28 protein-coding genes are annotated in these 25,450 nt (G+C 72.6%); 15 read left to right on the forward strand and 13 right to left on the reverse strand.

The genetic code is table 11. The features are described 5' to 3' along the window. The first annotated feature begins 281 nt into the window (after nucleotides 1–281). On the forward strand, nucleotides 282–1,166 hold the full coding sequence (locus tag MTDSW087_RS21665; protein ID WP_186383947.1) for a LysR family transcriptional regulator: 885 nt from the start codon (nucleotides 282–284) through the stop codon (nucleotides 1,164–1,166). A 126-nt stretch (nucleotides 1,167–1,292) separates the two neighbouring features. Here the strand turns inward: MTDSW087_RS21665 and cutA are convergent, their stop codons facing one another. Continuing rightward, a complete protein-coding gene (cutA, locus tag MTDSW087_RS21670; protein ID WP_144766961.1) occupies nucleotides 1,293–1,613 on the reverse strand; it encodes a divalent-cation tolerance protein CutA in 321 nt (106 codons plus the stop codon). A 99-nt stretch (nucleotides 1,614–1,712) separates the two neighbouring features. Between cutA and MTDSW087_RS21675 the strand changes: the two genes are divergently transcribed. Next, entirely contained in the window at nucleotides 1,713–2,477 is a 765-nt protein-coding gene (locus tag MTDSW087_RS21675) for an NAD kinase (RefSeq protein ID WP_144766962.1), read from the forward strand. A gap of 108 nt (nucleotides 2,478–2,585) precedes the next feature. Beyond that, nucleotides 2,586–3,860 carry a glycosyltransferase family 4 protein gene (locus MTDSW087_RS21680; protein ID WP_144766963.1) on the forward strand — a complete coding sequence of 425 codons (1,275 nt, stop codon included), beginning with the start codon at nucleotides 2,586–2,588 and terminating at the stop codon, nucleotides 3,858–3,860. A gap of 61 nt (nucleotides 3,861–3,921) precedes the next feature. On the opposite strand, the gene MTDSW087_RS21685 is transcribed toward MTDSW087_RS21680, so the two are convergent. Genes MTDSW087_RS21685 through MTDSW087_RS21695 form a run of 3 tightly spaced genes read right to left on the reverse strand, consistent with a single transcriptional unit; the run spans nucleotide 3,922 to nucleotide 5,853 of the window. After that, nucleotides 3,922–5,049 (reverse strand): beta-ketoacyl-ACP synthase, encoded by a 1,128-nt coding sequence (locus MTDSW087_RS21685; RefSeq protein WP_144766964.1) that lies wholly within the window; start codon nucleotides 5,047–5,049, stop codon nucleotides 3,922–3,924. Then, entirely contained in the window at nucleotides 5,046–5,510 is a 465-nt protein-coding gene (locus MTDSW087_RS21690) for a 3-hydroxyacyl-ACP dehydratase FabZ family protein (RefSeq protein ID WP_144766965.1), read from the reverse strand. Before MTDSW087_RS21690 ends, MTDSW087_RS21685 begins: the two co-directional genes overlap by 4 nt. 34 nt (nucleotides 5,511–5,544) lie before the next feature. Next, nucleotides 5,545–5,853, reverse strand: a complete 309-nt coding sequence (locus MTDSW087_RS21695; RefSeq protein ID WP_142585174.1) for an acyl carrier protein — start codon at nucleotides 5,851–5,853, stop codon at nucleotides 5,545–5,547. A gap of 239 nt (nucleotides 5,854–6,092) precedes the next feature. Here MTDSW087_RS21695 and MTDSW087_RS21700 point away from each other — a divergent pair, with 239 nt between their 5' ends. Then, entirely contained in the window at nucleotides 6,093–7,250 is a 1,158-nt protein-coding gene (locus MTDSW087_RS21700) for an AI-2E family transporter (protein WP_144766966.1), read from the forward strand. A gap of 68 nt (nucleotides 7,251–7,318) precedes the next feature. Here the strand turns inward: MTDSW087_RS21700 and MTDSW087_RS21705 are convergent, their stop codons facing one another. Then, nucleotides 7,319–7,957: a L,D-transpeptidase gene (locus tag MTDSW087_RS21705; protein ID WP_144766967.1), complete on the reverse strand. Its 639-nt coding sequence runs from the start codon at nucleotides 7,955–7,957 to the stop codon at nucleotides 7,319–7,321. A 223-nt stretch (nucleotides 7,958–8,180) separates the two neighbouring features. Between MTDSW087_RS21705 and MTDSW087_RS21710 the strand changes: the two genes are divergently transcribed. Beyond that, nucleotides 8,181–8,630 carry a VOC family protein gene (locus MTDSW087_RS21710; RefSeq protein ID WP_144766968.1) on the forward strand — a complete coding sequence of 150 codons (450 nt, stop codon included), beginning with the start codon at nucleotides 8,181–8,183 and terminating at the stop codon, nucleotides 8,628–8,630. Between the two features lie 10 nt (nucleotides 8,631–8,640). Here MTDSW087_RS21710 and MTDSW087_RS21715 read toward each other — a convergent pair whose 3' ends face one another. After that, nucleotides 8,641–9,084, reverse strand: coding sequence for a Crp/Fnr family transcriptional regulator (locus MTDSW087_RS21715; protein WP_144766969.1), 444 nt, complete (start codon nucleotides 9,082–9,084; stop codon nucleotides 8,641–8,643). 163 nt (nucleotides 9,085–9,247) lie between these two features. Continuing rightward, on the reverse strand, nucleotides 9,248–9,463 hold the full coding sequence (locus tag MTDSW087_RS21720; protein ID WP_306421694.1) for a hypothetical protein: 216 nt from the start codon (nucleotides 9,461–9,463) through the stop codon (nucleotides 9,248–9,250). Nucleotides 9,464–9,644: 181 nt separating this feature from the next. Here MTDSW087_RS21720 and MTDSW087_RS21725 point away from each other — a divergent pair, with 181 nt between their 5' ends. After that, complete coding sequence (locus MTDSW087_RS21725; protein WP_142585180.1) at nucleotides 9,645–9,839, forward strand: con-10 family general stress protein; 195 nt, start codon at nucleotides 9,645–9,647, stop codon at nucleotides 9,837–9,839. A gap of 202 nt (nucleotides 9,840–10,041) precedes the next feature. Here MTDSW087_RS21725 and MTDSW087_RS21730 read toward each other — a convergent pair whose 3' ends face one another. Further along, on the reverse strand, nucleotides 10,042–10,416 hold the full coding sequence (locus MTDSW087_RS21730) for a hypothetical protein (RefSeq protein ID WP_144766970.1): 375 nt from the start codon (nucleotides 10,414–10,416) through the stop codon (nucleotides 10,042–10,044). A gap of 487 nt (nucleotides 10,417–10,903) precedes the next feature. Beyond that, nucleotides 10,904–11,710, reverse strand: a complete 807-nt coding sequence (locus MTDSW087_RS21735) for a response regulator (protein WP_144766971.1) — start codon at nucleotides 11,708–11,710, stop codon at nucleotides 10,904–10,906. A 234-nt stretch (nucleotides 11,711–11,944) separates the two neighbouring features. On the opposite strand from MTDSW087_RS21735, the gene MTDSW087_RS21740 reads away from it, so the two are divergent. After that, the gene (locus MTDSW087_RS21740; RefSeq protein WP_373322008.1) at nucleotides 11,945–12,187 is read left to right on the forward strand and encodes a NepR family anti-sigma factor; all 243 of its coding nucleotides are present in this window, start codon (nucleotides 11,945–11,947) and stop codon (nucleotides 12,185–12,187) included. A gap of 93 nt (nucleotides 12,188–12,280) precedes the next feature. Here the strand turns inward: MTDSW087_RS21740 and MTDSW087_RS21745 are convergent, their stop codons facing one another. Further along, nucleotides 12,281–12,457, reverse strand: coding sequence for a DUF1328 domain-containing protein (locus MTDSW087_RS21745; protein WP_003599466.1), 177 nt, complete (start codon nucleotides 12,455–12,457; stop codon nucleotides 12,281–12,283). Nucleotides 12,458–12,747: 290 nt separating this feature from the next. On the opposite strand from MTDSW087_RS21745, the gene MTDSW087_RS30345 reads away from it, so the two are divergent. The 3 genes from MTDSW087_RS30345 to MTDSW087_RS21755 all read left to right on the forward strand — a co-directional run bounded on the left by MTDSW087_RS30345 (nucleotide 12,748) and on the right by MTDSW087_RS21755 (nucleotide 15,259). Further along, nucleotides 12,748–12,906 carry a hypothetical protein gene (locus MTDSW087_RS30345; RefSeq protein ID WP_186383949.1) on the forward strand — a complete coding sequence of 53 codons (159 nt, stop codon included), beginning with the start codon at nucleotides 12,748–12,750 and terminating at the stop codon, nucleotides 12,904–12,906. Nucleotides 12,907–13,242: 336 nt separating this feature from the next. Further along, the gene (locus MTDSW087_RS21750) at nucleotides 13,243–14,241 is read left to right on the forward strand and encodes a DUF2865 domain-containing protein (protein ID WP_144766972.1); all 999 of its coding nucleotides are present in this window, start codon (nucleotides 13,243–13,245) and stop codon (nucleotides 14,239–14,241) included. Between the two features lie 127 nt (nucleotides 14,242–14,368). Continuing rightward, the gene (locus tag MTDSW087_RS21755; RefSeq protein ID WP_373322009.1) at nucleotides 14,369–15,259 is read left to right on the forward strand and encodes an MBL fold metallo-hydrolase; all 891 of its coding nucleotides are present in this window, start codon (nucleotides 14,369–14,371) and stop codon (nucleotides 15,257–15,259) included. Here MTDSW087_RS21755 and MTDSW087_RS21760 read toward each other — a convergent pair. From MTDSW087_RS21760 to MTDSW087_RS21770, 3 genes are all read right to left on the reverse strand, one after another. Further along, nucleotides 15,249–15,644 (reverse strand): hypothetical protein, encoded by a 396-nt coding sequence (locus tag MTDSW087_RS21760; RefSeq protein WP_144766974.1) that lies wholly within the window; start codon nucleotides 15,642–15,644, stop codon nucleotides 15,249–15,251. The genes MTDSW087_RS21755 and MTDSW087_RS21760 overlap by 11 nt on opposite strands. Nucleotides 15,645–15,687: 43 nt before the next feature. Then, nucleotides 15,688–16,662, reverse strand: coding sequence for a hydroxyacid dehydrogenase (locus MTDSW087_RS21765; RefSeq protein ID WP_238179345.1), 975 nt, complete (start codon nucleotides 16,660–16,662; stop codon nucleotides 15,688–15,690). Nucleotides 16,663–16,756: 94 nt separating this feature from the next. Further along, nucleotides 16,757–17,740 (reverse strand): LacI family DNA-binding transcriptional regulator, encoded by a 984-nt coding sequence (locus MTDSW087_RS21770; protein ID WP_144766976.1) that lies wholly within the window; start codon nucleotides 17,738–17,740, stop codon nucleotides 16,757–16,759. A gap of 177 nt (nucleotides 17,741–17,917) precedes the next feature. On the opposite strand from MTDSW087_RS21770, the gene ptsP reads away from it, so the two are divergent. The 5 genes from ptsP (at nucleotide 17,918) to gatC (ending at nucleotide 25,405) form a co-directional block, all read left to right on the forward strand. Next, the gene (ptsP, locus tag MTDSW087_RS21775) at nucleotides 17,918–20,464 is read left to right on the forward strand and encodes a phosphoenolpyruvate--protein phosphotransferase (protein WP_144766977.1); all 2,547 of its coding nucleotides are present in this window, start codon (nucleotides 17,918–17,920) and stop codon (nucleotides 20,462–20,464) included. Further along, nucleotides 20,461–21,411 (forward strand): 1-phosphofructokinase, encoded by a 951-nt coding sequence (gene pfkB, locus MTDSW087_RS21780; protein ID WP_144766978.1) that lies wholly within the window; start codon nucleotides 20,461–20,463, stop codon nucleotides 21,409–21,411. Before ptsP ends, pfkB begins: the two co-directional genes overlap by 4 nt. Before the next feature lie 182 nt (nucleotides 21,412–21,593). Further along, the gene (locus MTDSW087_RS21790) at nucleotides 21,594–23,315 is read left to right on the forward strand and encodes a fructose-specific PTS transporter subunit EIIC (protein ID WP_144766979.1); all 1,722 of its coding nucleotides are present in this window, start codon (nucleotides 21,594–21,596) and stop codon (nucleotides 23,313–23,315) included. A gap of 157 nt (nucleotides 23,316–23,472) precedes the next feature. Continuing rightward, on the forward strand, nucleotides 23,473–24,957 hold the full coding sequence (locus tag MTDSW087_RS21795) for a carbohydrate porin (RefSeq protein ID WP_144766980.1): 1,485 nt from the start codon (nucleotides 23,473–23,475) through the stop codon (nucleotides 24,955–24,957). Between the two features lie 160 nt (nucleotides 24,958–25,117). Beyond that, on the forward strand, nucleotides 25,118–25,405 hold the full coding sequence (gatC, locus tag MTDSW087_RS21800) for an Asp-tRNA(Asn)/Glu-tRNA(Gln) amidotransferase subunit GatC (RefSeq protein ID WP_144766981.1): 288 nt from the start codon (nucleotides 25,118–25,120) through the stop codon (nucleotides 25,403–25,405). Nucleotides 25,406–25,450: the final 45 nt, after the last annotated feature.

Genomic DNA, 25,450 nt, shown 5'->3' on the forward strand with positions numbered 1-25,450 from the left:
GAGCCGGCTTTGCAACGTTGCGTTCAGGGCTCCGCGGCGTCCCGCGTCACCCCGACCGCGCCAGCCATGCCCCCGGCGGACAATCCGCGCGGGGCCGAAAGCATATGCGAACCACGACAGGCCCCCTCTCCCGAACGGGAGAGGGACCCGCGCCCCGTCTGGAACCGTCGCTCCCCTCCCCGCAGAGGGGGCGACCCCGCCGCCCCTTGCCAAAACCCCCCTGCCCCGCCAGCCAGGGCCTCGCGCAGGCTTCGCCGCCCGCGGATGCTGGAGCCCGCCCGATGATGCGCTTCGACCTCGTGGACCTGTCCCTGTTCCGGCACGTGGTCGAGGCCGGGTCGATCACCCACGGGGCGGCGCGGGCGAACCTCGCGCTGGCCGCGGCCTCGACGCGCATCCGCGGGCTGGAGGAGAGCCTGGGCGCCGCCCTCCTCACCCGCAACCGCCTCGGCGTCACCCCGACCCCGGCGGGCCGCGCCCTCCTCGCCCATGCGCGCGGCCTGCTCGCGGCGATCGAGCGGATGCAGACCGAGCTCTCGGCCTTCTCGGGCGGCACGGTCGGGCAGATCCGGGTGCTCGCCAACACCAACGCCCTCACCGAATTCCTGCCCGAGGCCCTCTCGGCCTATCTCGCGGCCAATCCCGGCGTCAGCGTCGACATCGACGAGCACACCTCGGACGAGATCGTCGGGCTGGTGGCTGAGGGCGCGGCCGATCTCGGCATCCTGTCGGGCACCGTCGATACCGGCACGCTCCAGACCTACCCGTTCCGCAAGGACCGCTTCGTGGTGGTGGCCGGCCACGGCCATCCGGTGGCGCGCCGGACCGCCCTCACCTTCGGCGAGGTGCTCGACCACGACCTCGTCGGCCTCGACCGCGCGAGTGCCATCACCCGGTTCCTGGCCGAGCGCGCCGCCCGGATCGGCCGGGTGATGCGCCTGCGCGTGCAGCTGCGCGGCTTCGACGCGGTCTGCCGGCTGGCCGATGCCCGGGTCGGGCTCGGCATCGTACCCGAGAGCACGGCGCGCCGCGCCGCCCGCGGCCTCGACATCGCCGTGGTGCCCCTGGTCGACCCCTGGGCCGCCCGCGAGCTCACCCTGTGCCTGCGCGACCTCGAGGCGCTGCCCGCCTTCGCCCGGGACTTCGTCGCGCATCTGCGGGCGTGAGATCCGGGATCCCAAAGGGGTCACCCCTTTGGCGGGTCCAGGGCGGAGCCCTGGTGGGGGAAGCCACCCTCAGGGCTTCGCCCCGAGACCCCACCAAGGGGATGATCCCCTTGGATCCTCGGGACTTCAGGCGCCGGTCTCGGAGAGGATCCAGGCCAGCGTGTCCGGGTCGGCCTCGGCGACGGGCAGGGGCAGGATGATCGGGGTCTCGTAGGGGTGGCGCGCCTTCAGGGCCGCGGCGAGCGGCTCGCGAAGCGAGTCCCGGCTTTTCACGATCGCCACCACCTCGGCGCCGCGCTCCACCGTGCCCTTCCAGGCATAGACCGAGCGCATTCCGGGCAGCACGTTCACGCAGGCGGCGAGGCGGTCGCGCACCAGGCCCTCGCCGATATCCAGCGCCGTCTCCGCATCGGCGAAGGTGGTATAGACCAGAAGCACGCGCTCCATGCTATGGCTCTTCCTCGGTTGTTACGGGTCGTGAATGAGGCCCGGGTGGGAGCCGGCGTCAACGGGGCGCCTGGGTCGAGGGTTTCGGATCCGTCGGGCATGCGCTTCCAGAAGATCGCCTTCATCGCGAGCCCGACCGCCGAGGCGCGGGCGGCCGCCGCCACCCTGATGCGCCGCTACGACCACGTGACGCCGGAAGAGGCGGACGTGGTGGTGGCGCTCGGCGGCGACGGCCTGATGCTGCAGGCCCTGCACCGCTTCATGGATGTCGGCAAGCCGATCTACGGGATGAACCGCGGCACCGTCGGCTTCCTGATGAACGAGTACCGCAACGACGACCTGCTGGAGCGCCTGGCGGCGTCCCATCGCAGCGTGGTCCACCCGCTCCTGATGCAGGCCGTGGACACCGAGGGGCGGGAGCACACCGCGCGGGCGATCAACGAGGTCTACCTGCTGCGCCAGACCCACCAGACCGCCAAGCTCCGGATCTCGGTGGACGGCCATGTCCGGCTGGAGGAACTGATCGCCGACGGGGTGCTCTGCGCCACCGCCGCGGGCTCGACCGCCTACAACCTCTCGGTCGGCGGGCCGATCCTGCCGCTGCACGCCAGGCTTCTCGCCCTCACCCCGATCTCGGCCTTCCGGCCCCGGCGTTGGCGCGGGGCGCTGCTGCCCGATTACGCCCGCATCCGCGTCGAGGTGCTGGAGGCGGCCCACCGCCCCGTCGCGGCGGTGGCCGACCACACCGAGTTCCGCCGCGTGCGCACCGTCGAGACCTGGCTCGACGAGGCCACCAACCTCGTCCTGCTCCACGATCCCGGTCACAGCCTCGACGAGCGCATCCTGCGCGAGCAGTTCGGGTAGGGCGGCGAGCCGGCCCGTTAACCCTCAATCTTTGCGGAGTCTTGAGCCGGATCCCGGAGGGTCGGCGGCAGGCCCGTCACGCGGGTCCCGCAGGCAGGATCCCGCTCCATGCACGTCGTCCTCGTCGCCGACCACGCCTATATCAACGGCGGCCAGGCCAAGGTGGTGGTGGAGAGCGCGCTGGGACTGGCTTCCCGCGGCCATGCCGTCACCGTCTTCGCCGCAGTCGGGCCGGCCGATCCGCGGCTTGCGCAAGCCGGCATCGCGGTGGTGCTCACCGGCCAGACCGACGTCACCCGCACGAGCTCGCTCGCGCGGTTCGGCGTGCAATGGCTCTGGAACGGGCCGGCGGCGGCGCAGCTCCGCACGCTGCTCGCCGGGCTCGATCCGCGCGAGAGCGTGGTCCACGTCCATGGCTGGGCCAAGGCGCTCTCGCCCTCGATCGGGCCGGTGCTGCGCGCCTGCGGCCTGCCCGTGGTCTTCACCATGCACGAATACTATCTCGCCTGCCCGAATGGCGGCTTCTACGACTACCAGACCGCGGCGCCCTGCTCGCGCAAGCCCGGCTCGCTGTCCTGTATCGGCCACAACTGCGATTCGCGCAGCTACGCCCGCAAGCTGATGCGCGTCGGCCGCCACTGGCTGATGCAGGAGACCGGCCTGCCCGAGAGCCCGCAGGCGATCATCACGATCAGCCGCCTGCAGCGGGAGGCGATCCTGCCCTATCTGCCGCGAGACGCGCGCTACGCCGAGGTCGGCAATCCGATCGATGCCGAGCCCCTCGGCCGCAAGGGCGCGGGAACACCCGGCGACTTCGTCTTCGTCGGCCGCATCTCGCCGGAGAAGGGCCCCCTCCTCTTCGCCGAGGCTGCGCGCCGGGCGGGGTTGCAGGCCGTCTTCGTCGGCGACGGGCCGCAGGCCGCCGAGATTGCGGAGCGCTACCCGGAAGCGCGCATGCTCGGCTGGAAGGACCCCGCCGAGGTCAAGACGCTGATGCGCGCCGCCCGCGCCCTGGTCTTCCCCTCCGTCTGGTACGAGGGCCAGCCGCTCACGGTGCTCGAATCCCTCGCCATGGGAACGCCGGTCATCGTCAGCGACGTCTGCGCCGGCCGCGAGGCGGTGCGGGACGGGGTGAGCGGCCTCTGGTTCCGCTCCGGCGACCCGGACGCGCTGGCCGCCTCGCTCCGCCGCCTCGCCGACGATTCCACCGCCCGGAGCATGGCGGATGCGGCCTACGACCTGTTCTGGGCCGATCCTCTCACCCTCGACCGGCATCTCGACGGGCTGGAGGGCGTCTACGAGGGCGTGCTGCGGGCCGATCCGGCGGCGGCGCCCGCAGGCGACCGGGCCCCCGTGGCGGCCCTCGGTCCCGCCCTGCGCTGAGATCCTCGTCTCGACGCGCTCTCTTGCGCCGAACCGGTGTCCATTTCGGCTTGAGAGCGCTCTAAGCCGCCAGGACCCGCAGGACGCCCTCGCCGCGACGATGGCCGATCGCGGTGACCGCGACCTCGCCGAGGCCGCGCTCGGCCACCAGGGCGGCGGCGAGCGCCGCGCCGAAGGGGGCGGTGACCTCGAGCCCGTGGCCGATCAGGTCGCCGAGGGCGCGGATCGGCGCGCCGGGAGCGAGCCGGGCGAGCGCCTCCGCCTCCTCGGCGGTGACCGATGCGACGCCGGTGGCGCCGGAGAGTACCGCTTCCGGCTTCGCGACGCCGGCCTGGCCCCAGAGCGTTTCGAGGCTGGCGCCCGCGCTGCCCGGGCCGCGCCGGGTCAGGTCGCTCGCCACCGGGGCGAGGCGGGCGAGCGCCCGGGCGCCCCGGGCGGCGGCCGTCTCGGCGGCCTCCAGCATCAGGAAGGCGGCGCAGCTTCCCAGGATGAAGCCCGGCGTATCCGCGCGCTCGAAGACCGGCGCGTAGGCGCCGCGGCGCAGGTAGCCGCCCATCTCGTGGATCACGAGCACGTCGGGCCGCTCGGCATTGTAGGAGCCGCCGACCAGCACCGCGTCGATCTGGCCGGAGGCCACCCGCGCGGCGCCGATGCGCAGCGCGTCGACGCCGGCCGCCTCCTCGCCCATGAAGGTGCGCGAGGCGCCCGTGACCCCGTGCACGATGGCGATGTTGCCGGCGAGCAGGTTGGAGAGCTGGGCCAGGAACAGGGTCGGGCGCAGATCGTTCTGCAGCCGCTCGTTCAGGTAGGGGCCGGCCTCGTTCGTCCCGCGCAGGCCGGTCAGGATCGCTCCGTCCACTGCGTAGTCGCGCTCGCCGCCGCCGGCCGAGACCACGAGGTGCAGGCCCTGCTTGAAGGCGGCGTCGTCCTTCACGCCGGCCGCGTCGAGGGCGAGCCCCGCCGCATAGACGCCGAGGCGCTGCCACGGCTCCATCTGCCGCTGGTCGGACTTCTTCGGGATCTGCCCGTCCCAGGTCAGCGCGGGCGCGGGATGGACAGGATAGGGCGCGAAGCGCTCCGCATCGGTCGGCGGCGCGCCGCCCGCATCGTAGGCGGCGAGATGGGCGGAGACCCCCTCGCCGGCGCAGGAGACGAGGCCGAGGCCCGTGACGACGACGTCCCGGCTCACGCGGCGGCTCCGTCGAGAAGCCCGATGCTGCGGGCGCGCTCGCGCATCGGTGCGTCGAGCCCATTCGGGAAGGGCATGGTGCGGAAGCGCAGCTCCGCGTCGGCGAGCGCCTTGCCCTCGACCCGGATCGCCGCCTTGGTCACCGCGTAGCCGGAGCCGTCATGCACGAGGCTCGCCTCCACGGTGAGCTCGGCCCCGGGGCCGACGAAGTTGCGGAAGCGCGCCTTGTCCACCGCCATCAGGAAGGGCATCGACGCGAAGTCGAGATGGGCCAGGATCAGGTAGCCGGAGGCCTGCGCCATGGTCTCGGTGAGCAGGACGCCCGGCACCAGCGGGTAGCCGGGGAAATGGCCCTCGAAGACCGGGCTCGCCTCGGGCACCCGGGCCAGCGCCTCGATCCGTCCCGCCGCCCGGTCGAGATGCCGGACGGAATCGATCATCTCGAAATATTCGAGGCGCATGGCAGGACTTCTGGCAAGGATGGTCGGCCGGGAATCAGGCCTTGGCGGCCTTCTCGGCCACCAGGGCGTCGATGCGGGCGCAGAGGTTCTTCAGCACGAAGTACTCCTCGGCCGGGACCTTGCCCTCGTTGACCTCCTGGGTCCAGCGCTCCAGCGGCAGCTTGATCCCGAAGGCCTTGTCCACCGCGAAGGCGATGTCGAGGAAGGCGAGGCTGTCGATGCCGAGGTCGTCGATGGCGTGGCTCTCGGGCGTGATCTTCTCGCGCGGGATGTCGGCGGTCTCGGCTATGATGTCGGCCACGCGCTCGAAGGTGGCCGTGCTGCCGGTTTGGGGCTCAGACATGCGTTCTCGCCGACTCTCATCGTTCTGACGCCGCGACGGGGCCGGCATGGCGGTCGGCGCCGGGGCCGGCGCCCCCGTCCGGGCGAGCCGTCGCGGTGCAGGGCCTCGCGGGAGGGCCCTTCGGATGGGCGCGACCTCTACACGAGGGGGTCCGGACGGGCAACCGTGTCGGTTTCGTGAAGAGGGGATCGGCGCTCCCCGCTCTCCCCGCCATTCCAGGCGGCCGGGAGGCGTCCTAGATGAGCGATCGTTCAGTGGAGGCGTATCCCGTGGATCTCGTGCGGCGCGACGTGGCCGAGCCGGGCCTGCCGGCGGAGCGGGATCCCGGTGCGGCGGCCCCGACCGAGAGCCCGCGCGCGCAGGGGGCCGCGCGCGTCGCCCTCGTCCTGGCGCTGGCGGTGCTCGGCCTGTGGATCCTGCGCGAGTTCCTGCCGGCGCTGGCCTGGGCGGTGGTGCTGGCGATCGCGCTGGGGCCGCTTTACGACCGTGCCGAGCGCCGCCTGCCGCGCGACCGGCACAACCTCCTGCTCCCCGGCCTCGCCACGCTGCTCGTCGCCCTCGTCTTCCTGGTGCCCCTCGTCGTCCTCGCCGTGCAGGCGGCGCGCGAGGCGCACGACGTGATCGCGTTCGCCCGCACCGCCCAGCGCGAGGGCATCCCGGCCCCGGACTTCCTGAACCGCCTGCCCTTCGGCGCCGAACAGGCCAGGGCATGGTGGACCGATACGCTCGGCCATCCGGAGGCGGCCTCGGACCTGCTCCACCGCTTCGACGCGGGCCGCGCCGCCGGGCTCTCGCGCAATCTCGGCCGGGAGGTGGTGCACCGTGCCGTGCTGTTCGGCTTCAGCCTCGTCGCCCTGTTCTTCCTGTTCCGCGACCGCGACACGGTGCGGAATCAGGCGCTCACCGCCTGCAACCGCCTGTTCGGGCGGCGCGGCGAGCGGGTCGGCCGGCAGATGGTGGCCTCGGTCCACGGCACGGTGGACGGGCTGGTCCTCGTCGGCCTCGGCGAGGGCGTGCTGCTCGGGCTGGTCTACGTCTTCGCGGGGGTGCCGCACCCGGTCCTGTTCGGCGCCTTCACTGCGGTCGCCGCGATGATCCCTTTCGGCGCGCCCGTCGCCTTCGGCCTCGCGGCGCTGCTCGTCCTGGCCCAGGGGCAGACGGTGGCGGCCCTGGTGATCGTCGGGGCTGGCCTCGTCGTCACCTTCGTGGCCGACCACTTCGTGCGCCCCGTGCTGATCGGGGGCACGACCAAGCTGCCCTTCCTCTGGGTGCTGCTCGGCATCCTCGGCGGTGTCGAGAGCTTCGGGCTCCTCGGCCTCTTCGTCGGGCCGGCGGTGATGGCGGCCCTCATGCTGCTGTGGCGGGACTTCACGGAGGGCCCCGAGCGGGCGGGATAGGTGCCCTCTCACCTTGTTGCGACGCGCTCTCTTTCGCCGAACCGGTATCCGCTTCGGCTAAGAGCGCCCTACACCCGGTACTTGCCGTTCCGCTTCACCAGGACCCGCGTGCCCACGGGCACGCGCTCGAAGAGGTCGACGATGTCCTCGTTGAGCATGCGGACGCAGCCCGAGGACATCTGCTCGCCGATGCTCCAGGGCTCGTTGGTGCCGTGGATGCGGAACAGGATGTCGCGGTCGCCCTGGTAGAGATAGAGCGCGCGCGCGCCGAGCGGGTTGTCGACGCCGCCCTTGCGGGTGCGCGGCAGGTCGGGGTTGAGCGAGACCATGGTCGTGGTCGGGCTCCAGTCCGGCCAGACGCCCTTGCGCCCGACCCGGGCCTCGCCCTTCCAGGAGAAGCCGAGCTTGCCCACGCCGACGCCGTAGCGGACCGCGCTGCCCTCGGCCTGGACCAGGGTGAGCTGGCGCTCGTCGATGTCGACCACGATGGTGCCGGGCTTCTCGGGGCCGGTATAGCTCACGATCTGCCGGCGGTATTTCGGGTCGAGCCGGCCGGTATCGACCAGGGGCACGTCGTAGGGCTTGTCGGGCTTCGTGCCGATGTACCAGGCCGCCTCTTCGTCGGCCGCCGACACCTGCACGGGGCCGCGGCTCTGCTGGCAGGCCGCGAGCGGCACGACGGCGAGAAGGGTGCGGCGGGTCGGCATGAAAGGGTCCCTGGGGCTGGTCTCGTCCTTCGCGCGGGCCGCCCGCGGGCCGGCTCCGGCCCGCCCGGACGGGGCGCGTCAAGGGCCCTGACTACCCTCTGACCCCCGGCCGCGATGTAGCTTTTGGGTCGCAGGCCCCGGTGAAGCGCCGGACGCACCTTGGCCGCGCCGCGCCCGTTCTCGCGCCCTATCTTGTCCGGACGGAACGAGCCGGAGAGCCGCCATGCCCGATGTCGAGACCTTGCCAGAGGGGGAGCCCGCCCTGCCCGCGACCGAGATCCCGACCCGGCCGGCGATCCATCTCGACCATTGCGTCATCCATGTCACCGAGTGGGCGCGCTCCACCGCTTTCTACCGGGACGTGCTCGGAGCGGAGGTGATCGAGCGCGGCGCGGCCGTCGCCTTCCGCTTCGGCGGCATACAGCTCAATTGCCACGGGCCGGGCGTCGTCGCCGAGCCGCTCGCCGCCAAGCCCGTGAGCCCGGGCGGCAGCGATCTCTGCTTCCGCTGGCCCGGTACCCTTGAGGAGGCGATGGCGCATCTCGCCCGCCACGGCGTGCCGGTGGAGCGCGGGCCCGTGGGGCGCAACGGTGCGGCGGGTCCCGGCATCAGCGTCTATTTCCGCGATCCCGACGGCTCGCTGATGGAGTTCATCACCTATGAAGGCGGGTGACGGGCGCCCTTCAGGCGCGGCTCTGCACGAGGGCCTGGTTCGTCTGCTCGAGGCGTAGCGCGAGCTCGCGCATCACCGCGATGCTGATCTGCGGGAATTGGGCGAGCAGTTCGAGGAAGACGCCGCGGTCGATGCGCAGCGCCGTGGTCGGCCCCTCGGCCGTGACGGTGGCCGAGCGCGGCTGGTCGGCGAGGATGCCCATCTCGCCCACCAGCGCGTTGGCGCCGAGCAGCGCCAGGCGGATCGGGCCCGCCGGCCCGTCGAGGCTCACCGCCGCCTCGCCTTCCAGGATCAGGTAGGCGGCATCCGCCGGATCGCCGCGGGTGAAGAAGCGCTGGCCGGCCTCGAAATGCACCCGCTCGCTCGTGAAGGCGAGCAGCTTCAGCCGCGCGGGCTCGACCTCGCGGAACAGCGGCACCTGCCGCAGGGATGAGACCTCGGTGTCGAGGGTCATGGTGTCGCTCCGGGCGTGTCCTGCCGGTTGCCGCGCATCCATGCGGACGGGTCCGGATTTGTCCAGGGGGAGCGGTGCGGCTCCTGTGCAGGGGAAGGCGGGCGGACCGGGCGCGCGGCGGGCTTCGGCCGCGGATCGGGCCCGAGCCCGCCATGTCCTTGGCTCACCGTCTTGTGACGAGCCCGATCTCGCCCTCCTCCGGCGGCCGGCGCTTGGCCGAGGCGTTCGGCTGCGGCGAATCCTCCGGCTCGATCTGCGTCGTCGGCGTCCGGCTGTCCTCGGCGGCCGGCATCGGCGGCAGGACTTGCGCGTTCGGGTGCTGGCCGCGGTCTCCCGTCAGCGCGCCCTTGGCCATCTCGCGGTTGGTCATCGGTTCCATCCCTGATCTCGTCACGGCCAAGCTTTCGCTGCGCCGCGGCACGCGCTCGGCATGCCATTCTCGGGCGATCAACCGACGAGAACCGTCACGGTTGCCGTGGATGGCACCAAACGAACCGGGAGGAACCATCGGTTACTGGCGAAGGTTGTGTCGAGGTGAAGCGAAGCCTGAGGAGGGACTGATGGCATCGAGTGGCTCGACCTCGAAGCGAGGTTTTGCGTCCATGGATATCGAGCGGCAGCGAGAGATCGCGAGCAAGGGCGGACGCAGCGTGCCGGCCGAGAAGCGATCGTTCTCGCAGGACCGCGAGCTGGCTTCCTCGGCTGGCCGCAAGGGCGGTCAGGCCACTGGTACCGGCCGCGGCGGCGCAGAGTGACATCCATGGACTGCGCGGCGCCCGCCTGAGGGTGGGCGCCGCGCCTAACGCACCTGATCACCCATGCGAAAGGGCCCCGTCGATGGCGGGGCCCTTTCGCATGGGGCTTCGCGGGTGGGGCTTCGCGGGTTCGAAGACGAAGAAGGCCGCCCGATCCGTGGGATCGGGCGGCCTTCGTCAGTGATGTGTCCGTCCCGTTGTCTCAGGAGATGCACCGGCCCGGCGTCATCCGGCGCGCCTCGGGGCCGACCAGGGCGCTGAGCGCCGTCTCGCAACCCTCGCGCACGATGCGGCGCGGCTGCCTGAGCGCCGGGCGCTCGGCCGGCTCCATCCCCTGCGTCGCGACTGGGGTCGAGCGGCTCTCGACGCGCGGCACGCCAGCCACGCGGGTTGGGCTGATCGCCAGCGAAGCCGGGCGCATCCCTGGCAGCGGCAGCGAGGCGGGCATGGAGGCGGGCGCCGCATGCGCGACCGGGGCGATCCAGCGGTCGGCGGCGTCGCGGACCATTGGATGCACCATCAGGGTCAGGATCGCGGCCGGTGCACTCACGCCCAGAATGAAACCAGACCGAAGCATCGCAGCGACCTCCGAAGGAGAGCTTGACAGGTTGTCCTATCAACGCTTTCTCAGCGCGGGGGTTCCACGACTGCCCCGCTTCGGAACACATCAGTATTCGGTGGGGATGCCCATCGATGTGCGCGGCGACACAGGTTTGTCCACACCCGTCCAGATGTGGCCTTTCGCACACAGTTTATGGAAAAATTTCGTGGCGCGGGAACCCCTACCGGAGGCCGCCCGTTTCTGGAGCACCCGGCCACCTGGTCCTCCCCGCATTCCCCTTGTGCATCGGCCGGAACCTCGATGACGGGCTGGAGCCTTCTCCGGCCCGTTTTTTTGTGCGCACCGCCCGGCGCGCGAGGAGGGGCCGCAAAAGAAAAGCCCCGGCCGGGCCGGGGCTTGTTGCAGATCGAGCGGATCCGGTGGGGAAGCCGAGGCTCCGCCCGATCGGGTTCGGGCCTTCTCAGGCCGTCATTCTCAGGCCGTCATTCTCAGGCCGTCATTCTCAGGCCGTCTTGGCTTCGCGGCGCCGGGCGGTCTGCTGAAAGAACAGCGCCTGGCTGATCACCGCCGAGACGTTGGCCGGCTGGAAGGGCTTGGCGATCAGGAAGGCCGGCTCCGGCCGCTCGCCGGTGAGGAAGCGCTCCGGATAGGCGGTGATGAAGATCACTGGCACCTCGAAGGTCTTCAACAGGTCGTTGACCGCATCGAGGCCGGACGAGCCGTCCGCGAGCTGGATGTCGGCCAGGATCAGGCCGGGGCGGTGGCCGCCCTCGCCCGCGATCTTGATCGCCTCCGAGCGGGTGCGGGCCACGCCGATCACGTTGTGTCCGAGACCTTCGACCAGGGCCTCAAGGTCCATCGCGATGAGCGGCTCGTCCTCGATGATCAGGATCTCGGTGGCCATGTCCGCGGCGAGCTCCCGGCCGGCCTCGTCAACAAGGTCGCGCACCTCCGAGACGTCGACGTCGAGGATGATCGCCGCGTCCTCCTCGGAGAAGCCCTCCAGGCAGGAGAGCAGGAAGGCTTGGCGCGGCAGCGGCGTGATCTGGCCGAGCCGGACCTCGGCCGGCAGATCGTGCTGGACCTGCTCGCTGCGGCCGTTGACCGAGAGCGAGTTCCAGATCCGCGTGAACACGCGGAACAGGTCGGCCTTCACGTTCGTGCTGCGCCCGAGGGTCTCGGGCTCGTTGACCAGCGTCTCCAGCGTCGCAGCGACGTAGGCGTCACCCGCCACCTGGCTGCCCGTGAGCGCGCGCGCGTAGCGCCGCAGGTAGGGCAGGTGCTGCACAACGAGTTGCGATGTGGACATTAGATCCCCTGTGGCTGCCGTGTTCTTGCGTGCCTTCCGCCCCAACGCGGGCGGCCCCGCTCCGTTCCGGCGGGGGCCTCCCGATATCGGAACCGATGCCGGACCGCGGCGTTGCCGAGGCAGCCATGGCGTATGTCAAGCCGCAACACAATGCGGCAGTCCGGTCGAACCGACCAGAGGGGGCGTTGGTGCATGAAGGATGAGGCGAAGGCCCTCCGGTCGGGAGGCGCGCCGGTGGATGGGGATGCCCGATCTGCCGCTGCGACGGAGTCGCGCCTGCCCCCAGGCCAGCCCGGCACGCGGCTCGACGATTTCACGCGCACCCGCCTCGGCACCCATCTGCGCGCTATGTACGACCAGGTGGTGCAGCAGCCCGTCCCGGACCGTTTCCGCGACCTGATCGCCCGTCTCGATGCGAGCGAGGGCAAGACGTCGCTCGCGCCGGGCGAGGAGGATCTCGACGGCAGCCCGGCCTGAGCCGGAGAGCAACCGTCGATTCACCCATTCCGCGGCGTTCTGTTGATCATCCATAGGGCCGCCGCGCCCGTGGCGCGGCGGCCGGCGGTCACGTCACAATGTCGGCGAGCGGCCGCGCATCAGGCCGATCACGGCCGAGATGGCGAACAGGACGATCGCGACGAAGAAGACCAGCTTCGCGGCCTCCATCGCCGTGCCGGCGATGCCGCCGAAGCCGAGGAGAGCGGCCACCAGGGCCACCACGAGGAATGTTACGGCCCAACCGAGCATGTTCTTGTCCTTCGATAGTCTCGCCGCGGTTCGTTCCCGCGGCCTTCTGGTCATGGAAACGCCAAGGTTTGACTTCGGTTCCAGCGATCGAATGCAGTGGTCGCGAGCGGGCGGGCGGCGGGCGCGGGCGCACCGTCCGCGTCCCGGCGGGGCCGATCCCGGGATCGGCCCACCTGTCGCAGGCCCTCGCATCGGAAGGACGATGCGCCCATATTGGCTGACGTGACGGGCGGAACGGACGGCATATCGGCCGCGTTCGTCCCGTCGAGGAGCCATTTACGAGATCCGCGATGAGAAATGCCCGCGCGCTCGCCGAACGCCTTGCCGAGAGCCTGACCGACGCGATCGTGCGCGCCGCCGAGATCGTGCTCGATGCCGTCCGGCCGCAGCCCCAGGCGCAACTCGTCCCGGTGCGCGTCCGCAGCCGGCGGCGGCCGGACGGTCGCTGAGGTTCGCGGCCCGTCATCCCTGGATCGCGCCGCGCGCGGCGCGTTATCCCCTCCTGTTTTCGGGCAGGGTCCCCGGCGTAGCACTCCCCGACTTGCACCGTCCCGGCACGCTCCGGCCTGTTTCGGGACGGTTCGAGCAGTAATCCGGTCTCGAACCCAGTTCTGATCCGGGCGCGAAGCCGTTTCGACCGCCGACGACGCGGGTCATCAGTCGTTTTCCGAACTTGCTCTTCCCTGCACGCGCCTCCTTAAAGTCCCGCTCGGGCGCCCGTTCCGAACGGATCTGCGCCTGGCGCACCCGGAGCATGGGCCGCGCCGCACGGCGAGGGGGAGCGGATGGCGGTCGGCAGGCGGATCGGACGGGCACTCGGCTCCGGGGGCAGCCGCCGGCAGATGCTCGGCACCGCGCTCGCGGGTCTGGTCCTCGGGCTCGGCAGCGTCACGATCGGGTCGAGCCTCGTCCACGCATCGGAGCGCGGCAACCTGTTCGGCTTCCTCGAGGACCTCTTCCGCGGCCCCACCCAGCCCGCGCACGCTCCGAAACCGGAGCACCCGAGCCGCTACGTCAACCTCCCGGATCCGCGCCGCGTCGCCACCCATCGCGCGGTGCTGCAGACGCCGCGGCCGGGCCTCGCCGAATCCGGCTCGGTGCGCCGGCACCGCCGCCCGGCCGTGCGCCCCGTGGCCACGCGCTACGCCGCGCGCATGGCCGACGGCTGGACCGGCCAGCGCACGGTCTGCGTCCGCATGTGCGACGGCTACCTGTTCCCGATCGGCAACCTGAAGGGCCGTGCCGACCTGCCCGTCCACGCCGCTGCCTGCGCTGCCGCCTGCCCCGGCGCGCCGACGAGCCTCTACACCCTGTCCAAGGGGGCGGCCGAGCTCGACGAGGCGGTGAGCCTGCGGGGCCTGCCCTACAAGGCTTCGGCGCTCGCCAACATCTACCGCCAGCGCCGCGTGGCCGACTGCTCCTGCCAGCCTCCGGACGGGGCAGCGCCGCTGCCGATCGCCCGCGACGCGACGCTGGAGCGCGGCGACGTGGTGACGACCCGCGACTCGGCCCGCGTGGTCACGCGCGACGGCAGCGGCGCCTACGCCTTGGAGGATTACCGGACGGCGCGCCTGCCGCGCGGCCTCGGGCGCCAGATCGAGGGCCGCGTCGGGGCGCTGCGCCGCGAGGAGCAGGCCCGCGCCTTCCGTCTGGCGCTCCGCCGGGAGGAGCGCATGAACGTGATCCGCGTCGCGGCCACCGATATCGGCTTCCGCATCCCCGAGCGCGCCTCCGCGGGCTTCACGGCCGTGCGCGTGGTGGCCCCCTCCCCCTTCCAGCGCTGATCGCGGCCGGTTTGTGCGGGCCGGCGCGATGGCGTAGGTCCGCGCCGAAGGGGTTGAGAGGCAGCCGATGACGCAGGCGCGGGACGACGCGGACGAGGCCGCCGGCCAGCCGGATTTCGACACGGCGATGCCGGAGCCGGGCCAACTCGTGCAGCTGACCCCGCTGGTGCGCCGCCGGGTGGCCGGCAACGCCTCGCCCTTCACCGCGAGCGGCACCTGCACCTACGTGGTCGGCCGCGGCGCGGTGGCGGTGATCGATCCGGGCCCCGAGGACGACGCCCATGTCGAGGCGCTCCTCGCCGACCTCGCGGGCGAGCGGGTGAGCCACATCCTCGTCACCCACACCCACCGCGACCATTCCCCGGGGGCGCGGCTGCTTGCCGCCCGCACCGGCGCGCCGATCCTCGGCTGCGGTCCGCACCGCGCCGCGCGGGCGCTCGCCGAGGGGGAGCTCCCCGTCCTCGATGCCAGCGCCGACCGCGAGCACGACCCCGAGCGGATCCTGGCGGAGGGCGAGACGGTCTCGGGGGAAGGCTGGAGCCTCACGGCCGTCGAGACGCCCGGCCACACCATGAACCACCTCGCCTTCGCCTTCCCGCAGGAGAACGCCCTGTTCTCGGGCGACCACGTGATGGCCTGGTCCACCAGCATCGTCGCACCGCCGGACGGGTCGATGCGGGCCTACATGGCGGCCCTGGAGCGGGTGCGCGACCGGCCGGAGACGGTCTACTGGCCGGGCCATGGCGGACCGGTGCGCGAGCCGCGCCGCTTCGTGCGGGCGCTCCTGCACCACCGCCGCCAGCGCGAGGCCGCCATCCGCGGCCGGATCGAGGCCGGCGACGGCGACATCCGCACGATCGTCGCGGCGCTCTACCAGGGGCTCGACCCGCGGCTGACGGGAGCGGCGATGCTCTCGGTCTTCGCCCATGTGGAGGATCTGGTCGAGCGGGGGCTCGCGGCCTGCGACGGGCCGCCCCGGATCGAGGGGCGCTACCGACCCGGCGCCCTCACCGCCTAGGCTTGGCCGGCTCGGCGCCGGGTTTCGGCGCGGCGGCGCGGGCGGGCTTCTCGGCGGGCACGGCGATGCTGCCGGCTTCCGTCCACTGGCAGATGCTCGTGGTCTGCAGGCTCAGGCACTCGTAGGCCCGGCCGTCGAGGGCGACATGGTCGCCGATCCCGGTGACGGCCTCGCGCGCCGTCACGGCGCAGCCGAGATGGTCGGCCTTGGGGTCGGCCAGCACCGCCGCGGCGCCCGCCGCATCCTTCGCCTGCCGCATCAGGAGCCGGTAATTCGCCAGCGAGGGGCAGGCGATCGTCGTGCTGCCCGCGGGCCTCGGCCCTTTGGGCGTCTCGGCGAGGGCCGGGCCGGCGAGGAGGGGCAGCAGCAGGAGGGCGGCGCGCATGGCGCCTTCCTAGCACGGCCCCTGTGTCGGCATCGCGGCGGCGTCAGGCCGCGTCGATCTCCGGGTTGACCAGGGTCGCCGGCCGCTCGCCGCGCAGGATCGCCAGCATCAGCTCGGCCGCGCCGAGGCCCATGGTGCGCAGGCTCGTCGCGGTGGTGCCGGCGACGTGCGGGGTGAGGAGCAGGTTCGGGCAGGCATGCAGGCGATGGTCCGCGGGCAGCGGCTGCACCGCGAACACGTCGAGGGCCGCGCCGCCGATCCGGCCGCCCTCCAGCGCGTCGGCGAGCGCCTCCGCCTCGACGATCGGGCCGCGCGCCACGTTGATCAGCACCGCGTCCCGCCGCATCCGGCCGATCAGCCCGGCATCCACGAGGCCGCGGGTCTCGGGCGTCAGCGGGCAGGCGATCACCACCGCGTCGCTCCGCTCGAACAGTTCCTCGACGGAGACCGGCTCGACCAGGCCGCCGAAGGTGCTGGCGCTGCGCGAGGCGCCCAGCACGCGCATGCCGAATCCGGCGGAGGCGGTGCGCGCCACGGCGTGCCCGATCTCGCCGAGGCCGAGGATCCCGAGCGTCGAGCCGCCGATCTCGGCGCAATCGTTCGCCCGGGTCTTGGCCGGCAGCCAGCCGGTCTCGCGCAAGGAGCGGTCGAGGCGCCCGAGCCCGCGCCGGAGCTCGAACAGGGCGGCGAAGACGTATTCCGCCACCGCCCGGGTGTTGCTGCCCGGGAGGTTCGCCACCGGCACGCCGCGCGCGGTCGCCGCCGCCATCGGCACGAAATCGAGCCCGACCCCGTGCCGGACGATGCCGCGCAAGGCGGGCGCGTGGTCGAGGATGTCGTCGGGCAGTTGCGCCCGCACGATCAGGCCGGCCGCATCCGCCGCGAGCCGGCGCAGGGTGTCGAAGCCCGTATCGGGCGCGGCGACCACGCGGGCATGGGCTGCGAGCCGCTCCATCGCCTCCGGATGGATCGGGCTGGTCAGGAGGACGAGGGGCAGGCCGTCCGCGGCATCGGGCACGGATACGCTCCGGGGTTCGGGATTCGACATCCCGTATGCCGTGGCCGCCGCGGAAGGGAAGTCCGCGAGCGGATGATCTCCGCCGAAACGGGGGTCAACGCGCCTGCGTCGAGCCCCGCGCGATCATGCGCCCGCTCAGCATCACCTTGCGCACGGGCTGCTCGGGGCTCTCGATCCGCTCGAAGAGCAGGCGCATCGCCTGCGCGCCGATCTCGGCCACCGGCTGCTCGATCACGGTGAGGCCGGGCTCGACGAGGTCGGTCCAGGGCTCGTTGTCGAAGCCGGCGAGCGCGAGGTCCCGCGGGATCGCGAGCCCCTGCGCGCGGGCGGCCCGCACCGCCCCCATCAGGATCAGGCCGTTCGAGAGGACGAGCGCCTCGGGCCGGTCCTCCGCCCCGAGCCAGCGCCGGGCCTCGGCCTCGGCGGCCTCCGCGTTCGGCGCGACGGTGCGGATCGCGGGGGTGAGGCCGTGCCGGGCGATCGCCGCCTCGTAGCCGGCCCGGCGCTCGCGGGCGGTGGAGCTCGTCGAGCCGAACAGGCCGCCGATCCGGCTGTAGCCCTGCGCCACGAGATGATCGACGAGGGCGGCGCCCGCCGCGGGATTGTCGAGCACCACGCTGTCATGCGTGCCCGGCGGCCCGGTCCGGTCGATCAGCACCACGGGGAAGCCGAGGGGCCGGTCGCGCAGCGAATCGGCGGTGCCCTTCGTCGGCGCGAAGATCACGCCGGTGACGCGCTCCTCCTCCATCAGGCGCAGATACATCGCCTCGCGGGCGGGATCCTCGTCGGTGTTGCAGAGGATCACCCGCATGCCGGAGGCGAAGGCCGCGTCTTCCACCGCCCGGCTCACCGCCGTGAAGAACGGGTTGCGGATGTCGGCCACGATCAGGCCGATCGTCTGGGCCGATTGCGAGCGCAGGCGCCGGGCCGAGAGGTTCGGCCGATAGCCGGTGGCGCGCACCGCCGCCTCCACCTGCTCGCGCAGGGCGTCGCTCACCGGGCCGCGGCCGAGCGCCCGCGACACCGTCGCCGTCGAGACACCCGCCGCGCGGGCCACGTCGCGGATGCCGACCGTCATGGCTGAGGAAACGTTTTCAGGATCATGTCACGATTTGTGCCATCAGGGCCGACTGACGGCAAGAGTGTAACGCGCGGTTGAAGGCGCCACGAGTTGACACAGGTTGTGAAAACGTTTTCAGTATCGGCAACAGCAAGCCGGCGAAGTAGCCGGAGCCATCCGGGAGGAGAGCACGCCATGCTCGCACCGACGCCGATCTTCACGCCGCGCCTGCTCGTGCGGCTCGCCGCCGCGCCCGCCTCGAAGGAGGACGCGATCCGCGAGGCCGCCCAGCTCCTCACCGCCGCCGGCTGCATCGACGCCGCCTATGGCGAGAGCATGCTGCGCCGCGAGGGCGTGGCGAACACCTATCTCGGCCACGGCGTGGTCATCCCGCACGGCATGGTCGACGACCGGCATCTGGTGCGCGAGAGCGGCCTCGCCGTGCTGCAGGTGCCCGGCGGCATCGAGTGGCACGACGGCCAGGTCGCGCATCTCGTCGTCGCCATCGCCGCCCAGTCCGACACCCACATCACCGTGCTGCGCCGCCTCACCCGCCTGATCCAGGACGAGGCCCGGCTGGAGCGGCTGCGCACCACCGGCCGCGAGGCCGACATCGCCGCGGCCCTGAACGAGGACGCCCCCGCCCCGGGCGCGGCCGGCCCGGCCACCGATCTCCGCCAGCGCTTCGAGTGGAGCGTCGATTACCCGACCGGGCTCCACGCCCGCCCGGCCGCCCACTGGGTCGAGGTGGCCAAGTCCTGCCCGGCCCGGATCCAGCTGCGGCACGGGTCCCAGGTCGCGGACGCCAAGAACCTGATCGCCCTCCTCCAGCTCGGCCTGCGCTGCGGCGACGCGGTGACCATCTCGGCCGAGGGCGACGACGAGGCGGGGGCGCTGGCGAAGATCTGCGCCGCGGTGACGGGCTTGAGCGCCGGCGAGAAGGCGGCGGCGCAGCGCGCCGCGGAGGCCGCCGCCCGCGCCGCCGCGCCGGTCGCCGGCTGGAACCCGGAGGGCGCCCCGACGGTGGTGCCCGGCATCGGCGCGAGCCCCGGCATCGCCATCGGCCCGGTCCACGTGCTGGCGAGCGCCGAGGTCGCGGTGCCGGACGAGCCGGAGCCCCTCACCTCGGGCGCCGACCGGCTGCACCGGTCGCTCCAGGCCACCGCCGGCCAGCTCGCCGCACTCGCAGACGACACCGAGCGCCGCCTCGGCAAGGCCGATGCCGGCATCTTCCGGGCGCAAGCCGAGCTGATCTCCGACACCGACCTGATCACCCTGGCCTGCCAGCTCATGGTGGAGGGCCACGGCGTCGCCTTCGCCTGGAACGCGGCGGTGGACCGGATGGCCGGCCAGCTCGCGGCGCTCGGCAACCCCGTCCTCGCCGGCCGCGCCGCGGATCTGCGCGATGTCGGCCGCCGGGTGCTCGCCCAGATCGACCCGGCCCTGAAGAGCGGCCACGACCTGCCGGACGAGCCCTGCATCCTGATCGCCCCGGATCTGGCGCCCTCCGACACGGCGGGTCTCGACCCCGCCCGGGTTATCGGGCTGGCCACCGCCCAGGGCGGTCCGACCTCGCACACCGCGATTCTGGCGCGCACCCTGGGCATCCCGGCGGTGGTCGCGGGCGGCCCCGGTCTGCTGGCTCTGGCGAACCGCACCACCGCCATCCTCGACGGCACCACCGGCCGCCTCTACCTCGACCCGAGCGAGGCCGACATCGCCTCGGCCGCCGCCTGGCGCGAGCGGCAACGCGAGAAGGCCGAGGCCGAGGCGCGCGAGCGGGCCCGCCCCGCCGAGACCCGCGACGGCCACCGCATCGCCATCGGCGCCAACGTCAACAATCCGGAGCAGGTCCCCTTCGCTCTCGACCAGGGCGCCGAGGGCGTCGGCCTGATGCGCACCGAGTTCCTGTTCCTGGAGCGCGGCGACACGCCCTCCGAGGACGACCAGTACGAGACCTATTCGGGGATGCTGAAGGCGCTCGGCGGCCGCCCGCTCATCGTGCGGACGCTCGACATCGGCGGCGACAAGCAGGTCGCCCACCTCCAGCTCCCGAAGGAGGAGAACCCCTTCCTCGGCGTGCGCGGCGCCCGCCTGCTGCTGCGTCGGCCCGACCTGATGGAGCCGCAGCTGCGCGCCCTCTACCGGGCCGCCAGGGACCACGTCCCGGCCGACGCGCCCAAGGGCAAGGACGCCCCGCTCGCGATCATGATGCCGATGATCACCTCGGTGCCCGAGGTGCTGAGGCTCCGCGCGGTGGCGGAGCGGATCCGGGCCGAGATCGGCGCGCCGGAGGTGCCCCTCGGCATCATGATCGAGGTGCCGGCCGCCGCGATCCAGGCCGACGCGCTGGCCCGGCACTGCGACTTCTTCTCGATCGGCACCAACGACCTCACGCAATACGCGCTCGCCATCGACCGGCAGAACACCGAGCTCGCCCCCGAGGCCGACTCGCTCCACCCGGCGGTGCTGCGCCTCATCCACATGACCTGCGAGGGCGCGGCCCGCCACAAGCGCTTCGTGGGCGTGTGCGGCGGCATCGCGGGCGATCCCTTCGGCGCCTGCCTGCTCGCGGGCCTCGGCGTCCACGAGCTGTCGATGACCCCGCGCGACCTGCCCGGCGTCAAGGCGCGGCTGCGGTCTGCGGATCTCGGCGCGTTGAAGGCCCTGGCGCTCCGTGCCTGCGAGCAGGAGGACGCCGCCGCCGTCCGCGCCCTCGACAGCGCGGGAGACGCGGCGTGAGCCCGATCCTGACCCTCACCCTCAACCCGGCCATCGACCAGACCGTCGTGCTCGACGCGCTGGCGCCGGGCCAGGTCCACCGGGCCCGCGCGGTGCGCTCCCATGCCGGCGGCAAGGGCGTGAACGTCGCCTGCTGCCTCGCCGATTGGGGCCTCTCCGTCGCCGCCACCGGGGTTCTCGGCTCGGACAACGCCGCCCCCTTCACGCAGGTGCTCACCGAGAAGGGCATCGACGACCGCTTCGTCTGGATCCCGGGCGAGACCCGAACCAACCTGAAGCTCCTCGACCGGCGCTCCGGCGACACCACCGACATCAACCTGCCGGGGCTCGCCGTGACCCCCGGCACGCTCGACGCCGCCCGCGCGGTGCTCCTCGACATGGCGGAGGCGGGCTCCCTCGTGGTGCTGGCGGGCAGCCTGCCCGGCGGGCTGCCGCCCGAGACCTACCGCGACCTGACCCGGCGCCTGCGGGCCCGCGAGGCGCGCGTCGTCCTCGACGCCTCCGGCGCCCCGCTCGCCGCGGCGCTCTCCGCGGGGCCGGACGCCCTGCCCTACGCCGTGAAGCCGAACCGTCACGAGCTGGAGGAATGGGCCGGCCGCCCCCTCCCCGCGCTCGCCGACGTGCTCGACGCCGCCCGGGCCCTGCAGGCGAGCGGTATCCCGCTGGTCGTGGTCTCGCTCGGCGCGGAGGGCGCCCTGTTCCTCGCCGCCGGCGGCGCGCTCCATGCCAGGCCGCCCGCGACGCAGGTGACGAGCACGGTCGGCGCGGGCGACGCCCTGGTCGCCGGCCTCGTCGCCGGCCTGCATGACGGGCTCGCCCTGGAGGACATGGCCCGCCGGGCGCTGGCCTTCGCCTCGGCCAAGCTCACCCGCGAGGGCGCCAGCTTGCCGCCGCGGGCGGAGGTGGAGGCGGTCGCGGCGACCGTGCCGGTCGAGGCCGTCGGCTGAACGCCCCGTCCCACCCACCGACCTCAGTCTGAGGTGCCCGCGCAAGCGGGCCTCGAAGGAGGCCTCCAGAAGCCTCCACGATCCCTGGAGTCCTCCTTCGAGGCCTCCGCTCCGCTCCGGCACCTCAGGCTGAGGTCGGGGGCGGGATCACCGAAATCGACGACCCCCACCGGAGGAAACCCATGGCCCAGCTCCTGGCCGTGGTCGGAGGCGGAGACCTCTCGACCCACGCCGTCCTCGCCCTCGAAGCGCTCCGCAAGGCGGCGGGGCGGCGCAACCAGCCGATCGCGCTCGAACTGCGCGGCGGCAACCCGCTGCCCGAAGCGGCGATCGCGGAAGGCCGCTCGGTCCTCCTGGTCGGCCAGGGCGATCTCGGCGAGGGCCGCTTCGGCGCGCTCGCCAAGGTGCGCGCCGCGATCGAGGACGTGCTCGCCGATGCCGGCGCCGTGCTCGACCGGGCGCTCGCCGGCGCCGCCCAGGCACCGGCCGCCGTATCCGCGCCGGCAGCCGCGCCGGCCGGTTCCAAAAAGATCGTGGCGGTGACTTCCTGCCCCACCGGCATCGCCCACACCTTCATGGCGGCCGAGGGCATCCAGGCCGCCGGCAAGGCGCTCGGCCACGACGTCCGCGTGGAGACGCAAGGGTCGGTCGGCGCGCGCGATCCCCTCTCGGACACCGAGATCGCCGCGGCCGACATCGTGCTGATCGCCGCCGACAAGGGCGTCGACCGGGCGCGCTTCGCGGGCAAGCGCGTCTACGCCACCACCACCAAGGCCGCGATCCGCGACGGCAAGGGCCTGATCGCCACCGCGCTCGCCGAGGCGCAGATGCAGGCCGCCGAGGGCGCGGCCTCCGCCGACGGGCCGGCCCGTCCCGCCGTGGCCGAGAAGCAGGCCGGCGCCTACCGGCACCTGATGACCGGCGTCTCCTTCATGCTGCCCTTCGTGGTGGCGGGCGGCCTGCTCATCGCGCTGGCCTTCGCGGTCGGCGGCATCGATGCCATGGCGCCGGGCAATGCCGGCACGCTCGGCTACGCGCTCGGCGAGATCGGCGCCAAGGCCGCCTTCGCGCTGATCGTCCCGGCGCTCGCCGGCTACATCGCCTATTCCATCGCCGACCGCCCCGGCATCGCGCCCGGCATGATCGGCGGCATGCTGGCGGCCAACCTCCAGGCGGGCTTCCTCGGCGGCATCGCGGCGGGCTTCATCGCCGGCTACACGGCGAAGTTCCTCAACCGGCACATCCGCCTGCACAAGAACCTGGAGGGGCTGAAGCCCGTCCTGATCCTGCCGCTGCTCGCCACCGCGATCACCGGCCTCCTGATGATCTACGTGGTCGGCGTGCCGGTGGCGGCCGTGCTCGCGGCGCTCACCGGCTGGCTCAAGGGCATGCAGGGGGCGAGCGCCCTGGTGCTCGGCCTGATCCTCGGCGGCATGATGGCCGTCGACATGGGCGGGCCGATCAACAAGGCCGCCTATGCCTCGGCCGCGGCGCTGCTCTCCTCCGGCGTCGACGCGCCGATGGCCGCGGTGATGCTCGGCGGCATGACGCCCCCGCTTGGGCTGGCGCTCGCTACCCGCCTGTTCCCGGCCCGCTTCACCGCGCCGGAGCGGGAGGCCGGCGGCGCGGCGGCCGTGCTCGGTGCCGCCTTCATCACCGAGGGCGCCATCCCCTTCGCCGCCGCCGATCCGCTGCGGGTGATCCCCGCCCTGGTCGCCGGCTCGGCACTCGCCGGCGCCCTGGCGCTCAGCCTCGGCGTGACCCTGAAGGTGCCCCATGGCGGCCTGTTCGTCCTGCCGATCCCGAACGCGGTGACGAACCTCACCGGAGCGGTGGTCGCGCTGATCGCCGGCACCGTGGTCACCGCCCTGCTGGTGGGATTCCTCAAGAAGCGCGCCGCCTGATGCGGCCCGGTGACAGGATGAATGCTGTTGATCGCTTATGATCAGCAGCATTCGTTCTGACCATATTGTGATCGCGAAACTGTTTCACGGAAAATTTCTGTAACAACTGTAACAACCCGGCGCAAGACCGGGGCGGCGGCACCGGAGGGGGAAGGTCATGACGAGGTTGGGGGCGGTTCTCGGCGCGCTTGGACTCTGCGCGGCGGGCACGATCGGGACATCGGCACAGGAGCTGCCGGCGCGGGGCGCCGAGGCCATCGGCGTGCCGGCGACGGCGGTGCGGCCCGCCCTGCGGCGGAGAGCGCAGCAGCCGCCGGGCGAGGGCTTCGGCGGGGCCGACAGCGCGGCGGAGGCCGCCGACACGCTCGGCCAGACCGCGACGCCCCCGTCCCTGCCGCCGGGCACCCTCGACCTCGGCAACGGCCTGAGCTTCCTCCTGAACTATACCGGCCAGGGGGCGATCAACCCGGTCGGCGGCATCCGCCAGGGCTCGGCCTGGGCGGGCCAGCTCTTCTTCGGCATCGACGGCGACCTGCAGCGGCTCGCCGGCATCGAGGGCGGCTCGTTCCACGTGGCGGTGACGAACCGCCACGGCCGCAGCCTCGCCCAGGACTCTATCGGCAACAACACCAGCGTGCAGGAGATCTATGGCGGCGGCCAGACCACCCGGCTGACGCTGCTCTCCTACCAGCAGAAGCTGTTCGACAACCGCCTCGACATCGAGGTCGGCCGGCTGGTGGCGAACATCAACTTCCTGAACTCGCCGATCTACTGCAGCTTCCAGACGAACTCGGCCTGCGGCAACCCGACCTTCGTGTTCAAGACCTCGAATTTCACCTTCTGGCCGGTCTCGAGCTGGGGCGCCCACGCCAAGGGCTGGCTCACCGACACGGTCTTCGTCCATGTCGGCGCCTACGAGGTGAACCCGCTGCACCAGCAGCCCGGCGACAACGGCCTCGACTTCTCGCTCAAGGGCGCCACCGGCGCGATCGTGCCGTTCGAGCTCGGCTATTCCACGACCTTCGCCAACGATCCCCTGCCGCGCAACTACGGCATCGGCGGCTGGTACGACGCCTCCGACTATGCCGACCCGGTCCGCGACGTCACCGGCCGCGCGGCCGTGCTGACGGGCCTCAATCCCATGACCCGCTTCGGGCGCTCCGGCGTCTATGCCCGCTTCGACCAGATGGTCTGGCGCCCCGACCCGACCGGGATCCAGGGCCTGACGCTGTTCGGCGTCGCCATGGCCGGCACCTCGGGCCGGCTCGTCGAGGACTATTTCCTGGAGATCGGCGCGCTCCAGACCGGCACCTTCGCCGGGCGCCCCTACGACACGGTGGGCTTCGTCATCAACACGCAGAAGTTCAGCCCGCTGGCGCTCTCGAACATCGCGCTCGCCCAGGCCGCGATCGGGCTCGACCGCCGGGTTCCGACCCAGCAGGTGATGATGGAATTGAACTACGGCATCCAGGTCACGCCCGCGATCCGGCTGACCCCGAACCTGCAATACATCGTCAACCCGGACCAGACCCGCTTCCCCTTCCGGCCGCGCAACATCCCGGACGCCGTCGTGGTCGGCGCCAAGCTCTCGGTGGACCTGTTCACGCTGGCCGGCCTCGCCAGCGGCCCGGGGAGCCGGTGAGGAGAACGGGGCTGCCGTGACGCGCAGCCCCGCACTGCGTCCGAGAGCGCGCCGGTTCCCGCGTTGCGGTCCCACCCGCGTTGCGGCCCCGCGAAGCCCGGTGCTATAGCGCGGCGGATCTCTGAAATGACCGCCCGGCCGGGCGGATGAACGGGGCAGCATGTCGGTCGACGCACAGACAGTCCGGCGCATCGCGCATCTGGCGCGCATCGCGGTCTCCGAGGAGGACGTGGCGCCGCTGCAGGGCGAGCTGAACGCCATCCTCGCCTTCGTGGAGCAGCTCGGCGCGGTCGACGTCGCGGGCGTCGAGCCGATGACCTCGGTCACGCCCATGCGCATGAAGAAGCGCGAGGACGTGGTCACCGAGGGCGGGCGCGCGACCGACATCGTGGCCAACGCCCCCGAGACCGAGGATCACTACTTCCTCGTCCCGAAGGTGGTCGAGTAGGCCGCGCGTCGGGCCCAAATCCTGCTGCACGCCCGGCCTGAACCG

Source organism: Methylobacterium dankookense, from assembly GCF_902141855.1.
Lineage (GTDB): Bacteria > Pseudomonadota > Alphaproteobacteria > Rhizobiales > Beijerinckiaceae > Methylobacterium > Methylobacterium dankookense.

What these genes read in the sequence shown, in the direction of transcription:
- MTDSW087_RS21665 (WP_186383947.1), top strand. Translation starts at nt 282, where the DNA reads ATGATGCGCTTCGACCTCGTGGACCTGTCCCTGTTCCGGCACGTGGTC.
- cutA (WP_144766961.1), bottom strand. Translation starts at nt 1,613, where the DNA reads ATGGAGCGCGTGCTTCTGGTCTATACCACCTTCGCCGATGCGGAGACG.
- MTDSW087_RS21675 (WP_144766962.1), top strand. Translation starts at nt 1,713, where the DNA reads ATGCGCTTCCAGAAGATCGCCTTCATCGCGAGCCCGACCGCCGAGGCG.
- MTDSW087_RS21680 (WP_144766963.1), top strand. Translation starts at nt 2,586, where the DNA reads ATGCACGTCGTCCTCGTCGCCGACCACGCCTATATCAACGGCGGCCAG.
- MTDSW087_RS21690 (WP_144766965.1), bottom strand. Translation starts at nt 5,510, where the DNA reads ATGCGCCTCGAATATTTCGAGATGATCGATTCCGTCCGGCATCTCGAC.
- MTDSW087_RS21695 (WP_142585174.1), bottom strand. Translation starts at nt 5,853, where the DNA reads ATGTCTGAGCCCCAAACCGGCAGCACGGCCACCTTCGAGCGCGTGGCC.
- MTDSW087_RS21700 (WP_144766966.1), top strand. Translation starts at nt 6,093, where the DNA reads ATGAGCGATCGTTCAGTGGAGGCGTATCCCGTGGATCTCGTGCGGCGC.
- MTDSW087_RS21705 (WP_144766967.1), bottom strand. Translation starts at nt 7,957, where the DNA reads ATGCCGACCCGCCGCACCCTTCTCGCCGTCGTGCCGCTCGCGGCCTGC.
- MTDSW087_RS21710 (WP_144766968.1), top strand. Translation starts at nt 8,181, where the DNA reads ATGCCCGATGTCGAGACCTTGCCAGAGGGGGAGCCCGCCCTGCCCGCG.
- MTDSW087_RS21715 (WP_144766969.1), bottom strand. Translation starts at nt 9,084, where the DNA reads ATGACCCTCGACACCGAGGTCTCATCCCTGCGGCAGGTGCCGCTGTTC.
- MTDSW087_RS21720 (WP_306421694.1), bottom strand. Translation starts at nt 9,463, where the DNA reads ATGGAACCGATGACCAACCGCGAGATGGCCAAGGGCGCGCTGACGGGA.
- MTDSW087_RS21725 (WP_142585180.1), top strand. Translation starts at nt 9,645, where the DNA reads ATGGCATCGAGTGGCTCGACCTCGAAGCGAGGTTTTGCGTCCATGGAT.
- MTDSW087_RS21730 (WP_144766970.1), bottom strand. Translation starts at nt 10,416, where the DNA reads ATGCTTCGGTCTGGTTTCATTCTGGGCGTGAGTGCACCGGCCGCGATC.
- MTDSW087_RS21735 (WP_144766971.1), bottom strand. Translation starts at nt 11,710, where the DNA reads ATGTCCACATCGCAACTCGTTGTGCAGCACCTGCCCTACCTGCGGCGC.
- MTDSW087_RS21745 (WP_003599466.1), bottom strand. Translation starts at nt 12,457, where the DNA reads ATGCTCGGTTGGGCCGTAACATTCCTCGTGGTGGCCCTGGTGGCCGCT.
- MTDSW087_RS30345 (WP_186383949.1), top strand. Translation starts at nt 12,748, where the DNA reads ATGAGAAATGCCCGCGCGCTCGCCGAACGCCTTGCCGAGAGCCTGACC.
- MTDSW087_RS21750 (WP_144766972.1), top strand. Translation starts at nt 13,243, where the DNA reads ATGGCGGTCGGCAGGCGGATCGGACGGGCACTCGGCTCCGGGGGCAGC.
- MTDSW087_RS21755 (WP_373322009.1), top strand. Translation starts at nt 14,369, where the DNA reads ATGCCGGAGCCGGGCCAACTCGTGCAGCTGACCCCGCTGGTGCGCCGC.
- MTDSW087_RS21760 (WP_144766974.1), bottom strand. Translation starts at nt 15,644, where the DNA reads ATGCGCGCCGCCCTCCTGCTGCTGCCCCTCCTCGCCGGCCCGGCCCTC.
- MTDSW087_RS21770 (WP_144766976.1), bottom strand. Translation starts at nt 17,740, where the DNA reads ATGACGGTCGGCATCCGCGACGTGGCCCGCGCGGCGGGTGTCTCGACG.
- ptsP (WP_144766977.1), top strand. Translation starts at nt 17,918, where the DNA reads ATGCTCGCACCGACGCCGATCTTCACGCCGCGCCTGCTCGTGCGGCTC.
- MTDSW087_RS21790 (WP_144766979.1), top strand. Translation starts at nt 21,594, where the DNA reads ATGGCCCAGCTCCTGGCCGTGGTCGGAGGCGGAGACCTCTCGACCCAC.
- MTDSW087_RS21795 (WP_144766980.1), top strand. Translation starts at nt 23,473, where the DNA reads ATGACGAGGTTGGGGGCGGTTCTCGGCGCGCTTGGACTCTGCGCGGCG.
- gatC (WP_144766981.1), top strand. Translation starts at nt 25,118, where the DNA reads ATGTCGGTCGACGCACAGACAGTCCGGCGCATCGCGCATCTGGCGCGC.